Source organism: Streptomyces sp. NPDC047315 (assembly GCF_040643215.1).
GTDB lineage: Bacteria > Actinomycetota > Actinomycetes > Streptomycetales > Streptomycetaceae > Streptomyces.
Map to the genome: position 1 here is coordinate 227866 of NZ_JBEYTZ010000003.1, position 15682 is coordinate 243547.

General features: G+C 73.7%; 14 protein-coding genes. 7 read left to right on the top strand and 7 right to left on the bottom strand.

Annotation, left to right across the window (positions count from 1 at the left end; all coding sequences use genetic code 11):
• The first annotated feature begins 67 nt into the window (after positions 1–67).
• Entirely contained in the window at positions 68–1468 is a 1401-nt protein-coding gene (locus ABZ842_RS04590; RefSeq protein ID WP_361531487.1) for a cystathionine beta-synthase, read from the top strand.
• A 323-nt stretch (positions 1469–1791) separates the two neighbouring features.
• Here ABZ842_RS04590 and ABZ842_RS04595 read toward each other — a convergent pair whose 3' ends face one another.
• From ABZ842_RS04595 to ABZ842_RS04615, 5 genes are all read right to left on the bottom strand, one after another.
• Positions 1792–2226 carry a hypothetical protein gene (locus ABZ842_RS04595; protein ID WP_361531490.1) on the bottom strand — a complete coding sequence of 145 codons (435 nt, stop codon included), beginning with the start codon at positions 2224–2226 and terminating at the stop codon, positions 1792–1794.
• Between the two features lie 260 nt (positions 2227–2486).
• Entirely contained in the window at positions 2487–3437 is a 951-nt protein-coding gene (locus ABZ842_RS04600; RefSeq protein ID WP_361531493.1) for an ABC transporter substrate-binding protein, read from the bottom strand.
• Between the two features lie 15 nt (positions 3438–3452).
• Positions 3453–4127, bottom strand: coding sequence for an ABC transporter permease (locus tag ABZ842_RS04605; RefSeq protein WP_361531496.1), 675 nt, complete (start codon positions 4125–4127; stop codon positions 3453–3455).
• Position 4128: 1 nt separating this feature from the next.
• Positions 4129–4776: an ABC transporter permease gene (locus ABZ842_RS04610; RefSeq protein ID WP_361531499.1), complete on the bottom strand. Its 648-nt coding sequence runs from the start codon at positions 4774–4776 to the stop codon at positions 4129–4131.
• The gene (locus tag ABZ842_RS04615; RefSeq protein ID WP_361531502.1) at positions 4773–5942 is read right to left on the bottom strand and encodes an ATP-binding cassette domain-containing protein; all 1170 of its coding nucleotides are present in this window, start codon (positions 5940–5942) and stop codon (positions 4773–4775) included. The genes ABZ842_RS04610 and ABZ842_RS04615 overlap by 4 nt, the downstream gene beginning before the upstream one ends.
• A gap of 140 nt (positions 5943–6082) precedes the next feature.
• Here ABZ842_RS04615 and ABZ842_RS04620 point away from each other — a divergent pair, with 140 nt between their 5' ends.
• From ABZ842_RS04620 to ABZ842_RS04630, 3 genes are all read left to right on the top strand, one after another.
• Complete coding sequence (locus ABZ842_RS04620) at positions 6083–7747, top strand: aromatic amino acid ammonia-lyase (RefSeq protein ID WP_361531835.1); 1665 nt, start codon at positions 6083–6085, stop codon at positions 7745–7747.
• An 8-nt stretch (positions 7748–7755) separates the two neighbouring features.
• Positions 7756–8592: a MurR/RpiR family transcriptional regulator gene (locus ABZ842_RS04625; protein ID WP_361531505.1), complete on the top strand. Its 837-nt coding sequence runs from the start codon at positions 7756–7758 to the stop codon at positions 8590–8592.
• A 79-nt stretch (positions 8593–8671) separates the two neighbouring features.
• On the top strand, positions 8672–9232 hold the full coding sequence (locus ABZ842_RS04630) for a hypothetical protein (protein ID WP_361531508.1): 561 nt from the start codon (positions 8672–8674) through the stop codon (positions 9230–9232).
• Here ABZ842_RS04630 and ABZ842_RS04635 read toward each other — a convergent pair.
• A complete protein-coding gene (locus ABZ842_RS04635; RefSeq protein ID WP_361531511.1) occupies positions 9174–9614 on the bottom strand; it encodes a roadblock/LC7 domain-containing protein in 441 nt (146 codons plus the stop codon). The genes ABZ842_RS04630 and ABZ842_RS04635 overlap by 59 nt on opposite strands.
• A gap of 156 nt (positions 9615–9770) precedes the next feature.
• Positions 9771–11111, bottom strand: coding sequence for a diaminopimelate decarboxylase (locus tag ABZ842_RS04640; protein ID WP_361531514.1), 1341 nt, complete (start codon positions 11109–11111; stop codon positions 9771–9773).
• A gap of 102 nt (positions 11112–11213) precedes the next feature.
• Here ABZ842_RS04640 and hutU point away from each other — a divergent pair, with 102 nt between their 5' ends.
• The 3 genes from hutU (at position 11214) to ABZ842_RS04655 (ending at position 15675) form a co-directional block, all read left to right on the top strand.
• Positions 11214–12872: a urocanate hydratase gene (gene hutU / locus ABZ842_RS04645; protein WP_361531517.1), complete on the top strand. Its 1659-nt coding sequence runs from the start codon at positions 11214–11216 to the stop codon at positions 12870–12872.
• Between the two features lie 227 nt (positions 12873–13099).
• Complete coding sequence (locus tag ABZ842_RS04650) at positions 13100–14296, top strand: allantoate amidohydrolase (protein ID WP_361531838.1); 1197 nt, start codon at positions 13100–13102, stop codon at positions 14294–14296.
• On the top strand, positions 14281–15675 hold the full coding sequence (locus tag ABZ842_RS04655) for a formimidoylglutamate deiminase (protein WP_361531520.1): 1395 nt from the start codon (positions 14281–14283) through the stop codon (positions 15673–15675). The genes ABZ842_RS04650 and ABZ842_RS04655 overlap by 16 nt, the downstream gene beginning before the upstream one ends.
• Positions 15676–15682 lie beyond the last annotated feature (7 nt).

Here is a 15682-nt window from a genome sequence, read left to right on the forward strand (position 1 = left end):
GAGCGCACCCTCAATCGGTTCAACGCAATCGGTTCAATCGGTCAACGCCAGATCCCGGAGAACAATTGTGCGCTTCCACAACTCGATGATCAGTCTTGTCGGCAACACGCCGCTGGTGAAGCTGAACAGCGTGACCGCGGGCATCCAGGCGACCGTCCTGGCCAAGGTCGAGTACTTCAACCCCGGCGGCTCGGTCAAGGACCGCATCGCCCTGCGCATGATCGAGGCGGCAGAGGAGAGCGGCGCCCTGCGGCCCGGTGGCACCATCGTCGAGCCGACCAGCGGAAACACCGGCGTCGGGCTGGCCATCGTGGCTCAGCAAAAGGGCTACAAGTGCATCTTCGTCTGCCCGGACAAGGTGTCCACGGACAAGATCAACGTGCTGCGGGCGTACGGCGCCGAGGTCGTCGTCTGCCCCACCGCCGTCGACCCCGAGCACCCCGACTCGTACTACAACGTCTCCGACCGGCTCGTGCGGGAGACCCCGGGGGCGTGGAAGCCGGACCAGTACTCCAACCCGAACAACCCCCGTTCGCACTACGAGAGCACCGGCCCGGAGCTGTGGGAGCAGACGGACGGGAAGATCACCCACTTCGTCGCCGGCGTGGGCACCGGCGGCACCATCTCCGGCACCGGGCGCTACCTCAAGGAGGTCAGCGACGGCCGGGTGAAGATCGTCGGCGCGGACCCCGAGGGCTCGGTCTACAGCGGCGGCTCGGGCCGCCCGTACCTGGTCGAGGGCGTCGGCGAGGACTTCTGGCCCACCGCGTACGACCAGACGGTGACGGACGAGATCGTCGCCGTCTCCGACAAGGACTCGTTCCAGATGACCCGCCGCCTCGCGAAGGAGGAGGGCCTCCTCGTCGGCGGCTCCTGCGGCATGGCGGTCGTCGCCGCGCTGCGCGTCGCGGAGGGGCTCGGGTCGGACGACGTGGTGGTCGTGCTGCTGCCCGACAGCGGACGCGGCTATCTGTCGAAGATCTTCAACGACGAGTGGATGGCTGACTACGGCTTCCTGGAGGAGGCCGGCCCGTCCGCGTCCGTCGGAGACGTGCTGCGCCACAAGGAGGGCGGCGCGCTCCCCAGCCTGGTGCACATGCACCCGGAGGAGACCGTCGGCGAGGCGATCGAGGTGCTGCGGGAGTACGGGGTCTCCCAGATGCCGATCGTGAAGCCGGGCGCCGGCCACCCGGACGTGATGGCCGCCGAGGTCATCGGCTCGGTGGTGGAACGGGAGCTGTTGAGCGCGCTGTACGCCGGGGCCGCGGTGCTCGCCGACCCGCTGGAGAAGCACATGAGCCCGCCGCTGCCGCAGGTCGGCTCGGGGGAGCCGGTGTCCGACCTGATGGCGGTGCTCGGTGCCGCGCAGGGCGCGGCGGACGCGGCGATCGTGCTGGTGGAGGGGAAGCCGACGGGGGTCGTCAGCCGGCAGGACCTGCTGTCGTTCCTCGCGGGCAGCGCGAAGTAGCGCGGCTGTGGCTGTGGCTGGGGCTGCGCCCGCGACCGTGACTGTGGCAGTCGGGCGTACCGGCAGTTTTCACATGGCCGCAGCACGGGCTTAACACAGAGCGGGCACAGTGGTGGATGTCGGCGGGGCGGCCTCACGCAGCGGGCGCCTCGACCGGCACCACACCGGCGTCTCGGGCTTCGGAGCGGCTCCCGGTCCCGACGGCGCCCGGACGCGGCGGTGCCCGGCCCTCACCGGGCCGTGGCCGCGTCCCACGCGGGGACCGTCGCCGTCCCGACCTGCGGCCGGCGGCCGAAGGTGTGCGACGGCCCCCGCGTCAGCCGTCAGTCGGTCCAGTCGGACTTCTCCGCGCGGCTGCGCTCCTCGCTCCGACCCAGCCACGGCCAGCCGCGGGCGGCGTGCACCGCATTCACCCCGACTATGCCGATCCAGGTCACTATCAGGCCCTTGAGCCCGGCGTTGACCACGCCTATCGCGGTGAGCGGGACGGCGAGGATGATCGAGATGATCCCGAAGCCGAACCGCTCGCCGAAGGTGGTGTCGTCGGGGAGCTGGGACGGCTTGGCCCCCCGGGCGACCACCATCTGCTGCTCGGCCATCTGACGGCGCACCCGGCGGTCCACCGCGCCGTCCACGCGCTGCTCGACCTTCTCCAGGAAGGAGTCGACCAGCGCTGACTCGTACTCCTCACCGAGGTCGCGGCGGGCGTTCAGCGTGGCGTTGAGTTCTTTCCTGAGCTCAGGATCGCGGGCTTCCATAATCCGTACGCTACGGCCCCCGCCGCGCCCCGTCAGTGGGGGTAGCCCCCGTCTTTCCCCTACGTCGTGCCCGGCAGGTCTTGTGTGCGGTTGCGTGGGCGGGCGCGGTAGCGCCGTGGGTGGCTCAGCGATCATGGCGACCTCGCCCCGGTGGAGACCAACGCTCCCACGGGGCTACGGCGGCTCCGTCCGAAGCACGGGGATGCGCGCGGGACCATCCGGGCACGCCCTACCAGGGGCAGCTCGGCCGGGCTACGCGCTCACGAAGTGAGGCCCGCCTTCCTCGCCCAGTCAGCCGCAGCGTCCTCCGCGTCCTTCTTGTCCTTGTCGACCTGGCGGTTCAGCTCCGTCAGCTCGTCCGTCGTCAGCGCCGCTCCGAGCCCGGCCAGTGCCTTGCGCACCCGTGAGTCCGCCTTGCGGTCGGCGATCAGCGGGACGACGCGCTGGCCGGGGATGAGGTTCTTCGGGTCGCTGAGCACCACCCAGCCCTCCGCCTTGATGTCGACGTCCGTGGTGAAGAGGTTCGCCACGTCCACGTCGCCCTTCTTCAGCGCGCTCTTCACCAGCGGCCCGGAGGAGTCCAGCGACTTGAACTCCTTGAACTCCACGCCGTACACCTCCTTCAGCCCGGCCGCCCCGACGACCCGCGTCTTCACCTCGGGCAGCGCCCCGATCGTCAGCTTGCCGTTGTGCTTGGCGAGGTCGGCGAGCGAGGAGAGGCCGTACTCCTGCGCCGTCTCTTGGGTCACGGCGAAGGCGTCCGAGTTCTCCGCCAGGCCGTAGGGCAGCACTTGGAGGCCGGCCGGCAGCGCCATCGCGATCCTGTTCTGCATCTCGCCCTCCTCCGTCGCCCGGGACTTCTCGTCCAGGTGGTGCAGGAGGGCGCCCTGGTACTCGGGCAGCAGGTCGATGTCGCCGCCGCGCACCGCGGGGAAGAGGATCTCGCGGCTGCCGATGTTCGGCCGCACCCGCACCTTGATCCCCGCCTCCTTCAGCACGGCGGCGTACAGGTAGCCGAGGATCTGGTTCTCGGTGAAGTTGGCGGTGCCGACGGTGATGCCGTCCTCGCTGGACCCGCCGCCGGACAGGTCGCCGCCCTCGCCTTCGAGGGAGGTGATGCCGCCGCTGCACGCGGCCAGCGCGGGTACGGCCGCGGCGGCGAGCAGTCCGCCCAGCAGGGCGCGGCGGTTGATGGTGGAGTTCCTGTTCATGGGGTTGGTCCGTCCTTACGCGGGGCTGTTGCCGGGGCGGTTGCCGAAGAGGGCGCGCTGGACGCCGGCGAGGGCGAGGTCGAGCACCAGGGCGACGGCCGCGACGAGCACCGCGCCGCCGAGCACCTGGACCAGGTCGCGCTGGGCGAGCCCGTCGAAGACGTACCGGCCGAGCCCGCCGAAGCTGACGTACGCGGCGATGGTCGCGGTCGCCACCACCTGGATCAGCGCGAGCCGCAGCCCGGTCATGATCAGCGGCGCCGCCAGCGGGACCTCCACCCGCAGCAGCACCTGGTGGGCGCGCATGCCCTGGCCGCGGGCCGCGTCGCGGACCTCGGGGTCCACCGCGCGCATCCCGGCGTAGGTGTTGGTGACGATCGAGGGGACCGCGAGCGCGACCAGCGAGACGTACACCGGGGTCATGGACAGTCCGCTGGCGAGGAACACCAGCACGATCAGCCCGACCGTCGGAAGCGCCCGACCGAAGGAGGAGAGGTTGATCGCGATGAAGGCGCCGCGGCCGGTGTGGCCGATCAGGAGTCCGATCGGCAGCGCGATGGCCGCCGCGATCACCGTGGCGATCAGCGAGTACTCCAGGTGCTCGGCGAGCCGGTTCGCGATGCCGTCGACGCCGGACCACTGGTCGCCGCTGGTCAGCCAGGTGCCCAGGTCCTTGAGGAGTTCACCCATCTCAGGCCCTCCCGCCCTTCCTGTTCCAGGGGGTGAGCACGTACTGAACGGCCACCAGCAGTGCGTCGGCGACCAGCGCGAGCAGCAGCGTCAGTGCCACCCCGGCCACCACGGGCGTCGGGAAGTTGCGTTGGAAGCCGTCCGTGAAGAGCTGCCCCAGGCCGCCGTCGCCGACGTACGTGGCGACGCTGACCAGCGAGATCGACATCACGGTGGCGATCCGCACCCCGGCCATGATCACCGGTAGCGCGAGCGGGAGTTCGACCGTGAGCAGGGTCCGCAGCGGTCGGGTGCCCATCGCGCGCGCCGCCTCCTTCGCCTTCGGGGGCACGGCGTCCAGGCCCTCGACCGTGTTCCGCAACAGGACGACCAGCGTGTAGACCGTCAGGCCGATGACGGTGGTGGTGCGGGTCAGCCCCGACACCGGCAGCAGCAGCACGAAGATCGCGATCGAGGGGATCGTGAAGAGCACGTTGGCGAGCCCGAGCAGCACGCCGCGCAGCAGCCGTACGCGGTGCGCGAGCACGGCGAGCGGCAGGGAGATCAGCAGGCCCAGGACGACGGCGGTGAGCGCCGCCTGGAGGTGGTCCACGCTCAGTTCGGTCAGGTCGGCGGCGTGGTCGCCGATCCAGCCCCAGTCGACGGTCACGGGGTGCCGCCCCGCGGCGCGGTGGTGGGCTCGTGCGGGTCGGACTCCGACGCGCCGCTGTCGTACCGGTCAGTCTGTGCGTCCGGTATCGCAGTGGCGGGCGCCTTGGGGGAGGGAGCGGGCGCGTGCGTCGCCGTGGTGTGCGCCGCGCCCGCCCGGTCGTGGATCTCGTCGCGCGCGGTGACCCCGATCAGCCCACCGGCCGCGTCCACCCGGGCAACCAGCCCGCACGGCGACGCGACGGACTCGTTCAGCGCGGAGAGCAGGGAGTCGGTGTCCCGCAGCGGTCGTACGGGGCGCAGCGCGGCGTCCTTCGGCGCCTCCCGGTCCCGCCAGCCCTGCGGCGCCCGCCCGGGGCCGAGGACCAACTCCCAGCGACCGCCCTCCGGCGCCGGCCCGTGCGCCACCTCCGCCAGCGTGATCAGCGACAGCAGCTTGAGGCCGCGCTCCGCGCCGAGGAAGTCGGCGACGAACGGGTCCGCCGGGCGGGCCAGCAGCTGCGCTGGGGGCGCGTACTGCACCAGTTCGCCGCCCGTGCGGAAGACCGCGATCCGGTCGCCCAGCCGTACGGCCTCGTCGATGTCGTGGGTGACGAAGACGATCGTCTTCGCCAACTCCCTCTGAAGTCTGAGGAGTTCGTCCTGGAGCTGGGTGCGCACCACGGGGTCGACCGCGCCGAAGGGCTCGTCCATCAGGAGGACGGGCGGGTCGGCGGCGAGCGCCCGGGCGACCCCCACGCGCTGTTGCTGACCGCCGGAGAGCTGGTGCGGGTAGCGCTTGGCCGCCTCCGGCGCGAGCCCCACGGTCGCAAGGAGTTCGGCGGCGCGCGCCCGGGCCTTGCGCCGGCCCCAGCCGAGCAGCAGCGGCACGGTCGCGACGTTGTCGAGGACCGTGCGGTGCGGGAAGAGCCCGGACTGCTGGATGACGTAGCCGATGGAGCGCCGCAGCAGGGCTGCGTCCTGGGCGAGGACGTCCTTGCCGCCGACGTGGATCGTGCCGGACGTGGGCTCCACCATCCGGTTGACCATGCGCAGGGTGGTGGTCTTGCCGCATCCGGAGGAGCCGACCAGGACCGTGATCCCTCCGTCGGCCACGTCCATGGTGAGGTCGTGAACCGCCGTCGTGCCGTTGGGGAAGCGTTTGTGCACTGCTCGGAATTCGATCATCAGTCGTCCCTTGCCCGGCTGCATATAGTCATGCAGAGTTCTGCGTGGCTGAATAACTTGTCAATGCCCCGGCATCAATCGCTCGCGATGGACGCTCGAAAGGCGAGATCGGCTGTCTGGATAGGGAGGATTTCGTCGTGATGTCGTCTCGAATGACGGACAGGGCGCGTCGTGCCACCGGCACGGCTGAGCCCGAGACCTCCGCACCACACGCACCCGACCCGGCAACTCCCGTACCCACTCCCGCACCGTCCGCACCCACCGCGGCCGGCCCTTCGGACGTCGTCCTCGACGGCCTCGGCCTGTCCGCCGCCGACGTCGTACGCCTCGCCGACGGCGCAGCCCGCCCCGTCGCCGACCCCGCCGCCCTCGAACGCGCCGAGGTCTCCTGGCACGCCGCCCGCGAACTCGCCCGCTCCGGCCGGGTGTACGGCCGCTCCACCGGCGTCGGCGCCAACCGCGGCGAGTCCGTCCCCACCGAAGCCGCCGCCGACCACGGGCTGCGGCTGCTGCGCTCGCACGCCGGCGCCGTCGGCGCCGAACTGCCCGCCCGCGAGGTCCGCGCCATGCTCGCCGTGCGCGCCAACCAACTCCTCGTCGGTGGCGCCGGACTGCGCCCCGCCGTGATCACCGCGCTCTGCGCCGCGCTGACGTCCGGCGCGCACCCCGTCGTCAACGAGTTCGGCTCCGTCGGCACCGGGGACATCGCCGCCCTCGCCCAGCTGGGCCTCGCGCTCGTCGGCGAACACCCCTGGCGCGGCGGCCCCGCCCCCGCGGCCCTCGCCCTCGACAACAACGACGCCCTCGCCCTCATCAGCTCCAACGCCCTCACCCTCGGCCAGGCCGCCCTCGCCCTCGCCGAACTGCGCGCCCTGCTCACCGCCACCGAGGCCGTCGCCGCGCTCTCCCTCCTCGCCGTCGACGGCTCCTACGAGGCGTACGCCGAACCCGTCCACGCCCCCCGCTCCCACCAGCGCGCCTACGCCGTCGCCGCCCGGATGCGCGCCCTGCTCGGCGCCCCCGACCGCCCCCGGCCCCCGCTCGGCCGGATCCAGGACCCGTACGGCTTCCGCTGTCTGCCGCAGATACACGGCCCCGCCCAGGAAGCCGCCGAGGCACTCGACCGGGCGATCGCCACCGAGGTCAACTCGGCCTCCGAGAACCCCCTCATCTGCCCGCCCGACATGGCCGCCTACCACCACGGCGGCTTCTACCTCGCCGGGCTCGCCCTCGCCCTCGACCACTTCCGGCTCGCGCTCACCCAGGTCGCCCGGCTCTCCACCTCCCGCCTCGCCGCCCTCAACGAACCCGCGCTCACCCGGCTGCGCCCCTTCCTCGCCGACGCCGAGCCCGCCAGCTCCGGGGTGATGATCCTGGAGTACGCGGCCGGCGCCGCCCTCGGCGACCTGCGCGCCTTCTCCGCCCCCGCCTCCCTCGGGCACGCCGTGCTCTCCCGCGGCGTCGAGGAGCAGGCCAGCTTCGCGTCCCTCGCCGCCCGCCAGACCCTGCGCGCCACCGACGCGTACCGCTTCGTCGTCGGCTGCGAACTGGTCGCCGCCGTACGGGCGCTGCGCCTGCGCGACCTGCGGCCCGACCCCGAGCTGCCGGTCGGCCGCGCCTTCGCGCTGGCGGCCGGCGCACTGGAAGAGGACCCGGCGGACCGCCCGCTGACCGATGATGTGACAGCGGCGGCGAAGCTGCTCGACGACCTCGCGGGGATCGCCGGGCACCCCGCGCCGCCCGCGGGACCGACCGGGCGGGACCACCCCCGCGACCAGCCAGACCGGAACGACGAGAACAGGTGACCTACGGCATGACAGACAGCCCCGCCGCGCGGCTGCAACAGCTCTTCGAGGGGCACCGGCTCACCCCCACCCAGCGGCGCATCGCCCACAGCATGGTCCGCCGCGCCGCCGACGTGCCGTTCCTGTCCAGCGTCGAGCTGGCCGAGGTCGCCGGCGTCAGCCAGCCGTCCGTCACCCGCTTCGCCGTCGCCCTCGGCTTCGACGGCTACCCGGCGCTGCGCAAGCACCTGCGGGAGGTCGTGCCCCCCGGGTCCGTACCGGTCGAGGACGCACTCAACGAGTACCAGCAGGCCGTCCGTGCCGAGATCGACAACCTGCGCCACCTCTCCGACCTGCTCGCCGACCCCGCGCCGGTGGTGCGCGCCGGCGCCCTGCTCGCCGCCTCCCGGCCGTTGCCCGTCCTCGGGCTGCGCGCCGCCGCGGCGCAGGCCCGCGGCTTCGCGTACTTCGCGGGCAAGGTCCACCCCGACGTCCGCCTCCTCGACGAGGGCGGCACCCTGCTCGCCGACCGCATCGACGACGCCCGGCACGCCGGCGCCACCGCCCTGCTCTGCTTCGCGCTGCCCCGCCACCCCCGCGAGGTGGTGGCCGCCCTCGCGTACGCTCAGGACGCCGGGCTGAGCGTCGTCACGGTCGCGGACTCCGCGTTCGCGCCCGTCGCCGGCCAGAGCGACCTGCTGCTCCCGGCCGCCGTCGGCACCGGACTCTCCTTCGACACGGCCTGCGCACCGATGCTGCTGGGGCGGGTGCTGCTGGAGGCGATGTGCGACGAGCTGCCGCAGGCGCAGGCGCGCCTGGAGGAGTTCGACACCAAGGCGGCGGCCCGCGGCCTATTTGTCGAGTGATTTCTCAGGCGCCCCTCAGAAAACGTCGCTAGCCTCCGCCGAACAGGCAGATGCGGCACGGAACGGAAGAGGTACGGGCGTGGGGCGCGGGGCGCAGTCGTTGGCGAGGGTGGCGGTGGTCGTACGGGCCGGGGCCGCGCCCCTGTGGTGGCTCGGGCTGTTCGGCGCGGCGATCGGCGCGCTGGTGCCGGGGCTCACTGGCCGCCGGATCGGGCTCCTGGCCGGCGCCGCGCTGTTCATCCTCGCCCTGGCCGCCACCGCCGTCGCCCGGCGCCGGCGCTACGCCCACTTCGCGAAGGCGGCGACCCGGGCCGGGCGCGCCGACATCCTCCAGGACCGCCGGGTGACGCTGCGGATCCGCCGGCGCGCACTGCGCTGGTGGTTCGTGGCCGCCTTCGTCGTCGCCGTCGGCAGCTCCTTCGCCCTGCCCGGCACGGTCGGGCTGCTGATCGCCGGCGTCGGCGCCGGCCTGTGGCTCAAGGCGCTCTGGCTCGGCCGGCTGGAGCGGGACGGCGAGTACCTGCTGTGGCTGCGCACCGACTGGCTGTCCGGCGGGGCCGTCGGCAAGGCGGTCAAGGGGTTCAGGACCACGGGCGTCGCGGCCGGGGACGCGGCACCCGGTGGCGCGCGCCGCCGCTGACCCCTTCTGGCCGCGGGCAGCCGCCGTCGACCAGCTTCGCAAGACGGGCGCACGAGGCGCGCGCCTCCCGGTGGAGCCGGTCGACGTCGACGCGCACTCCCGCGGTCAGCGCGAGCGCGGCGGACGGGCCCACCGCGTACGTGGCGACGTAACCCCGCTCGCCGCGCACCAGCACGTCCTGGAACCGGCCGAGCCCGGTGGCCTCGGTCAGCCGCACGCAGACCCCGAGCGCGACGACCGCCAGCGCGGCGGCGCACTCCGGGTCGCCGACGTCCGAGCCGAGCACCAGCCCGTCCGTGCTCGCCGCGAGCGCGCCGGTGAGCTGCGGCACGCGCAGCCGCAGCCCCTTCAGTTCGGCGAGCACGTCCTCCTCGGCCGCCATCAGCTCTCTCCTTCCGGCGCCCATCGGGTGACCAGGAGATTACGCAACGTCGCTGCTCTGGCCGAGAGTTGTGGCATTTTCCATCGGAACGTGCCCCTGGCCCGGTACAGTGCCCGCGCCCGGGGCCCGGCGCCCCACTAAAAACCTGGCGCCCCGCTACAGCAGCGCGTCCGCCTGCGCGCCGCCCGACTCCGCCACGATCTCCGCGGTGCTCTGCGCGGCCCGTACGAGCGCGAACGAACCGCCCTCGTAGCCGTACACCGCCGGCCGCGGCAGGCTGTTGTACCCGTAGTGGTTCGAGAAGTAGTACGCCCCGGTGTCCAGCGCCGCGACGACGTCGCCCTGCTCCAGCGGCGGCAGGGCGCGCCCCTCGGCCAGCAGGTCGCCCGCGAAGCAGGCGGGCCCGGCCACGTCCTGGACCACGGGCGTGCCCGTCTTCGGCCGCCCCGCGCCGTCGTACGCCGCGATCCGCAGCGGCCAGGACGCGGGCGCGTAGACCGTACGGGTCGCCACCTGGACGCCCGCGTGCGTGATCGCGATGGGCCGCGAGCCGGACTCCTTCGCGTACTCCACCCGCGCCAGCACCGCGCCGTGCTTGGCGACCAGGGACCGGCCGAACTCGGTGACCAGGCCGTACCGTCCGTCCAGCAACCCCGGCACCGCGTCCTTCAGCAGCCGGGCGTACTCCGCGTACGTCGGCGACTCCTCGTCGGAGGCGAAGTTCACCGGCAGCCCGCCGCCGATGTCGACGGTGTCCACCTGCCGGCGGCCGGCCGCCGCGTTGATCTCCTCGGCCAGCGCGTACACCTCCCGCACGCCCTCCACCATCCGCGCCAGCGGCACGCCCTGCGAGCCGGAGTGGGTGTGCAGCCGGGTCAGCCACGGCCGGTCCAGATACATCCGTACGACCGCCTCCCGCGCGCCCTCGTCGCGCAGCGCCACCCCGAACTTGGAGGTCGCGGTCGCCGTCGACAGCGCGCCGATCGAACCCGCGCCGATCTGCGGATTCACCCGAACCCCCAGCGGCGGCAGCGCGCCGCGCCCGGCCACCAGCGCGTCCAGCCGGGCCACTTCCTGCGGGTTGTCGGCGTTCAGCGCGATCCCCGCGTCGAGCGCCTCGCGCAACTCGCCGGGCGTCTTCGCGGGGGAGTCGAGCACGGTCCGTTCGGCCGGCACGCCGGCGGCGCGCGCCAGCGCCAACTCGCCCGGGCTCGCCACCTCGGCGCCGATGCCCGCCGCGTTCAGCAGCGCCAGCACGGGCACCAGCGGCGCCGCCTTCACCGCGAACGCGTGCAGTACGGGCGCGTCGGTGACGGCGGCGAACGCGGCGCGCAGCCGGGCCGCGGAGTCCCGGATACCGGCCGTGTCCAGCAGCGCGACGACCGGTTGCGCCTCGCTGAGGAGCCCCCGCTCGACCGCGGCCCGCACCGCCGCGTCACGACGACGGACGGCCGTCTCTTCAACGTGCTGGACGTTCTCGACGTGTTCGAAGGTCATGCGCGTCAGCCAACCACCCGGTCCCGCTCCGGCGCGACCTGTTGACTAGCTCTATTCATGGGATCAGGATGTGAATAAGTCGAGTCGGCAGGAGGCGTCGCCATGTCAGGACCCCGCCCCGTACGGGCACCGCGCGGTACCGAACTGAGCGCCCTGGGATGGCAGCAGGAAGCAGCGCTGCGCATGCTCCAGAACAACCTGGACCCCGAAGTCGCCGAGCACCCCGACCGCCTCGTCGTCTACGGCGGCACCGGCAAGGCCGCCCGCGACTGGCGCTCCTTCGACGCGATGGTGCGCACCCTGAAGACCCTCAAGGCCGACGAGACGATGCTCGTCCAGTCCGGCCGCCCCGTCGGCGTCATGCAGACCCACGAGTGGGCGCCGCGCGTCCTGATCGCCAACTCCAACCTGGTCGGCTCCTGGGCCACCTGGGAGGAGTTCCGCCGCCTGGAGGCCCTCGGGCTCACCATGTACGGCCAGATGACGGCCGGTTCCTGGATCTACATCGGCACCCAGGGCATCCTCCAGGGCACGTACGAGACGTTCGCCGCGGTCGCCGCGAAGAAGTTCGGCGGCACCCTCGCCGGCACGATCACCCTCACCGCCGGACTCGGCGGCATGGGCGGCGCCCAGCCCCTGGCCGTCACCATGAACGACGGCGTCGCCATCTGCATCGACTGCGACCCGCGCGCCATCGAACGCCGCATCGAGCACCGCTACCTCGACGTGCGCGCCGACTCCGTCGAGGAGGCGCTACGGCTGGCGACCGAGGCGCGCGACGCCCGCCGCCCGCTCTCCGTCGGCCTGTTGGGCAACGCGGCGGAACTGCTGCCCCGGCTGCTCGCCGAGGGCGCGCCCATCGACGTCGTCACCGACCAGACCTCCGCGCACGACCCGCTGGCGTACCTGCCGGTCGGCGTCGACTTCGCCGACATGGCGACGTACGCGGCGAAGGACCCCGCCGGCTTCACCGCCCGCGCCCGCGAGTCGATGGCCCGCCACGTCGAGGCGATGGTCGGCTTCAAGGACGCCGGCGCGGAGGTCTTCGACTACGGCAACTCCATCCGCGGCGAGGCGAAGCTCGCCGGCTACGACCGCGCCTTCGACTTCCCCGGCTTCGTCCCCGCCTACATCCGCCCCCTGTTCTGCGAGGGCAAGGGCCCCTTCCGCTGGGCGGCGCTCTCCGGCGACCCCGCGGACATCGCGAAGACGGACCGCGCGATCCTCGACCTCTTCCCCGAGAACGAGTCCCTGGCCCGCTGGATCCGCCTCGCCGGCGAACGCGTCCACTTCCAGGGCCTGCCGGCCCGCATCTGCTGGCTCGGCTACGGCGAACGCGACCGCGCCGGCGAACGCTTCAACGACATGGTCGCGAGCGGAGAGTTGGCCGCGCCGCTGGCGATCGGCCGGGACCACCTGGACTGCGGCTCGGTGGCCTCCCCGTACCGCGAGACCGAGGCGATGCTCGACGGCTCCGACGCGATCGCGGACTGGCCGCTGCTGAACGCCATGGTGAACGTCGCCTCCGGCGCGTCCTGGGTCTCCATCCACCACGGCGGCGGCGTCGGCATGGGCCGCTCGATCCACGCCGGCCAGGTCACCGTCGCCGACGGCACCCCCCTCGCGGCGGAGAAGGTCCGCCGGGTCCTGACCAACGACCCGGGCATGGGCGTCATCCGTCACGTGGACGCCGGTTACGAGGCGGCGGAGTCGGTCGCCGCGGCGCAGGGCGTCCGCGTCCCGATGCGGGAGGAAGCGTGAGCACGCACCGCGACGGCCGTCCGCAGGGCTCTTCGCCGCTCCCACCGGCCACGGCCGGCGCCGCGGACGCGCCTGCGACCGGGGGTGCCCGGGTGCCCGGTGGGGCCGGCGACGGCCGTGGTCGTACGGGCAGCGGCGACATCGTCGCCGACGGCGCGCCGGCAGCGGTGCCGGCCGCGGACCCGGCCGCGGGCTGCGCAGCACGCGGCGGCGCGTCCTTCCACGAGATGTGGGGCGAACTCGCGCCCGTCGGACGCGACCGCGCCAGCGGCGGATACCGACGGCACGCCTGGACCGGGGCCGACGCCGACTGCCGCGCCTGGTTCCGGGGGCAGGCCGAGGCCCGCGGGCTGCGCTACGAGGTCGACCGCAACGGGAACCAGTGGGCCTGGCTCGGCGACGCCGACGCCGGGGACGCCGTCGTCACCGGTTCGCACCTGGACTCCGTGCCCGACGGCGGGGCCTTCGACGGGCCGCTCGGCGTCGTCTCCTCCTTCGCCGCGCTCGACGAACTGCGGCGCAGGGGAGCGCGGTTCACCAGGCCCCTCGCCATCGCCAACTTCGGCGACGAGGAGGGCGCCCGCTTCGGGCTCGCCTGCGTCGGCTCCCGCCTCGCCGCGGGCCAGCTCAGCAAGGCGCAGGCGCACGCGCTCGTCGACGCCGACGGGGTCACCCTCCCGCAGGCCATGGAGCGCGCCGGCCACGACCCCGACGCCATCGGGCCCGATCCCGAACGCCTCGCCCGCATCGGCGCGTTCGTCGAACTCCACATCGAGCAGGGCCGCGCCCTCGACCGCACCGAACACCCCGTCGGCATCGCCTCCGCCATCTGGCCGCACGGCCGCTGGCGCTTCGACTTCGCCGGCGAGGCCAACCACGCCGGCACCACCCGCCTCGTCGACCGCCGCGACCCGATGCTGACGTACGCCGCCACCGTCCTCGCCGCCCGCCGCGCCGCCGAGGACGCCGGCGCGGTCGCCACCTTCGGGAAGGTCGCCGTCGAACCCAACGGCGTCAACGCGATCCCGTCCCTGGTCCGCGGCTGGCTGGACTCCCGCGCCGTCGACCAGGACACCCTCGACGCCGTCGTCACCGCCGTGCAGGCCGCGGCCCGGGAGCGGGCCGGCAGCGACGGCGTCGGCCTCACCGTCGTCCGCGAGTCGTTCACCCCCGTCGTCGACTTCCCGCACGCCCTGCGCGAGGAGATCGACCGCATCCTCGGCGGCTCCGTGCCCGTCCTCGGCACCGGCGCGGGCCACGACGCCGGCATCCTCTCCGCCGCCGTCCCCACCGCGATGCTCTTCGTCCGCAACCCCACCGGCGTCTCGCACTCCCCGGCCGAGCACGCCGCCGAGGACGACTGCGCCGCCGGGGTGCGCGCGCTCGCCGACGTACTGGAGGGCCTGGCATGCCGGAGCCACTGAGGACCAGCACGCACCCGAGCCCCACCACGTACTGGGCGGAACACGCCTGGCTCGACCCGCACGTGGCACCCGGCGTCGCCCTCGACGTCGGCGCCGACGGCCGGATCTCCGCCGTGCGCACCGACCTCGCCGCCCCGCCGCCCGGCGCGCAACTGCTGCGCGGCCTCACCGTCCCCGGTCTCGCGAACGCCCACTCGCACGCCTTCCACCGGGCGCTGCGCGGCACCGTCCAGGTCGGCTCCGGCACCTTCTGGACCTGGCGCGAGGTGATGTACGGCGTCGCGTCCCGGCTCACCCCCGACACGTACCACGCCCTCGCCCGCGCCGCGTACGCCGAGATGGCGCTGGCCGGCATCACCGCGGTGGGGGAGTTCCACTACCTCCACCACGGCCCCGGCGGCACCCCCTACGCCGACCCCAACGCCATGGCCGAAGCGCTGATCGCCGCCGCCGACGAAGCCGGCGTGCGCATCGCCCTCCTCGACACCGCCTATCTGCACGGCGGCCTCACCGCCGCCGGCCACCACCCGCTCGAAGGCCCCCAACTCCGCTTCGGCGACGGCTCGGCGGACGCCTGGTACGAGCGGTGGAGCCGGCTGCGCGCCGTCGAACGGGGCGCCGGCGACCGGGTGCGGATCGGCGCGGCCCTGCACTCCGTCCGCGCCTTCGCCGAGAGCGACGGATACGCGGACTTCGCCGCCCGCACCGACGGCGCGCCCGTCCACGTCCACCTCTCCGAACAGCCCGCCGAGAACGAGGCGTGCCTCGCCGTCCACGGCACCACCCCCACCGGCCTCCTCGCCCGGCACGGCTTCTGGAAGCCCACCACCACCGCCGTGCACGCCACCCACCTCACCGACGACGACGTCCGCACCCTGGGCGAGGCCGGCGCTGGCGTCTGCATGTGCCCCACCACCGAACGCGACCTCGCCGACGGCATCGGCCGCGCCGTCGACCTCCAGCGCGCCGGCACCCCGCTGAGCCTGGGCAGCGACAGCCACGCCGTGATCGACCTGCTCGAAGAGGCGCGGGCCATGGAGCTGGACGAGCGGCTGCGCACCCGCACCCGCGGCCACTTCACCGCCGCCGCGCTGCTGCGCGCCGCGACCGCCGACGGCCACGCCGCGCTCGGCTGGCCCGACGCGGGCCGGCTGGCGCCCGGCGCGCCGGCGGACTTCACCACCGTCGCCCTGGACACCGTACGAACGGCCGGCCCCGTGCCGCGGCTGGCGGCGGAGGCGGTGGTGTTCGCCGGGACGGCGGCGGACGTACGGGACGTGATCGTGGCGGGTCGACCCGTCGTCCGCGACGGCAGGCACCTACGGTTGCCGGACGTGGCGGCGGAGCTGGCGGCGGCGATCGCCGCGGTGCGGCCGTGACGTGCGC

Excerpts from the sequence above, each read along its gene's own strand:
- ABZ842_RS04635 (WP_361531511.1), bottom strand. The coding sequence starts at position 9,614 with ATGGCGGCCGAGGAGGACGTGCTCGCCGAACTGAAGGGGCTGCGGCTG.
- ABZ842_RS04625 (WP_361531505.1), top strand. The coding sequence starts at position 7,756 with ATGACAGACAGCCCCGCCGCGCGGCTGCAACAGCTCTTCGAGGGGCAC.
- hutU (WP_361531517.1), top strand. The coding sequence starts at position 11,214 with ATGTCAGGACCCCGCCCCGTACGGGCACCGCGCGGTACCGAACTGAGC.
- ABZ842_RS04640 (WP_361531514.1), bottom strand. The coding sequence starts at position 11,111 with ATGACCTTCGAACACGTCGAGAACGTCCAGCACGTTGAAGAGACGGCC.
- ABZ842_RS04595 (WP_361531490.1), bottom strand. The coding sequence starts at position 2,226 with ATGGAAGCCCGCGATCCTGAGCTCAGGAAAGAACTCAACGCCACGCTG.
- ABZ842_RS04650 (WP_361531838.1), top strand. The coding sequence starts at position 13,100 with ATGTGGGGCGAACTCGCGCCCGTCGGACGCGACCGCGCCAGCGGCGGA.
- ABZ842_RS04600 (WP_361531493.1), bottom strand. The coding sequence starts at position 3,437 with ATGAACAGGAACTCCACCATCAACCGCCGCGCCCTGCTGGGCGGACTG.
- ABZ842_RS04615 (WP_361531502.1), bottom strand. The coding sequence starts at position 5,942 with ATGATCGAATTCCGAGCAGTGCACAAACGCTTCCCCAACGGCACGACG.
- ABZ842_RS04655 (WP_361531520.1), top strand. The coding sequence starts at position 14,281 with ATGCCGGAGCCACTGAGGACCAGCACGCACCCGAGCCCCACCACGTAC.
- ABZ842_RS04605 (WP_361531496.1), bottom strand. The coding sequence starts at position 4,127 with ATGGGTGAACTCCTCAAGGACCTGGGCACCTGGCTGACCAGCGGCGAC.
- ABZ842_RS04620 (WP_361531835.1), top strand. The coding sequence starts at position 6,083 with ATGTCGTCTCGAATGACGGACAGGGCGCGTCGTGCCACCGGCACGGCT.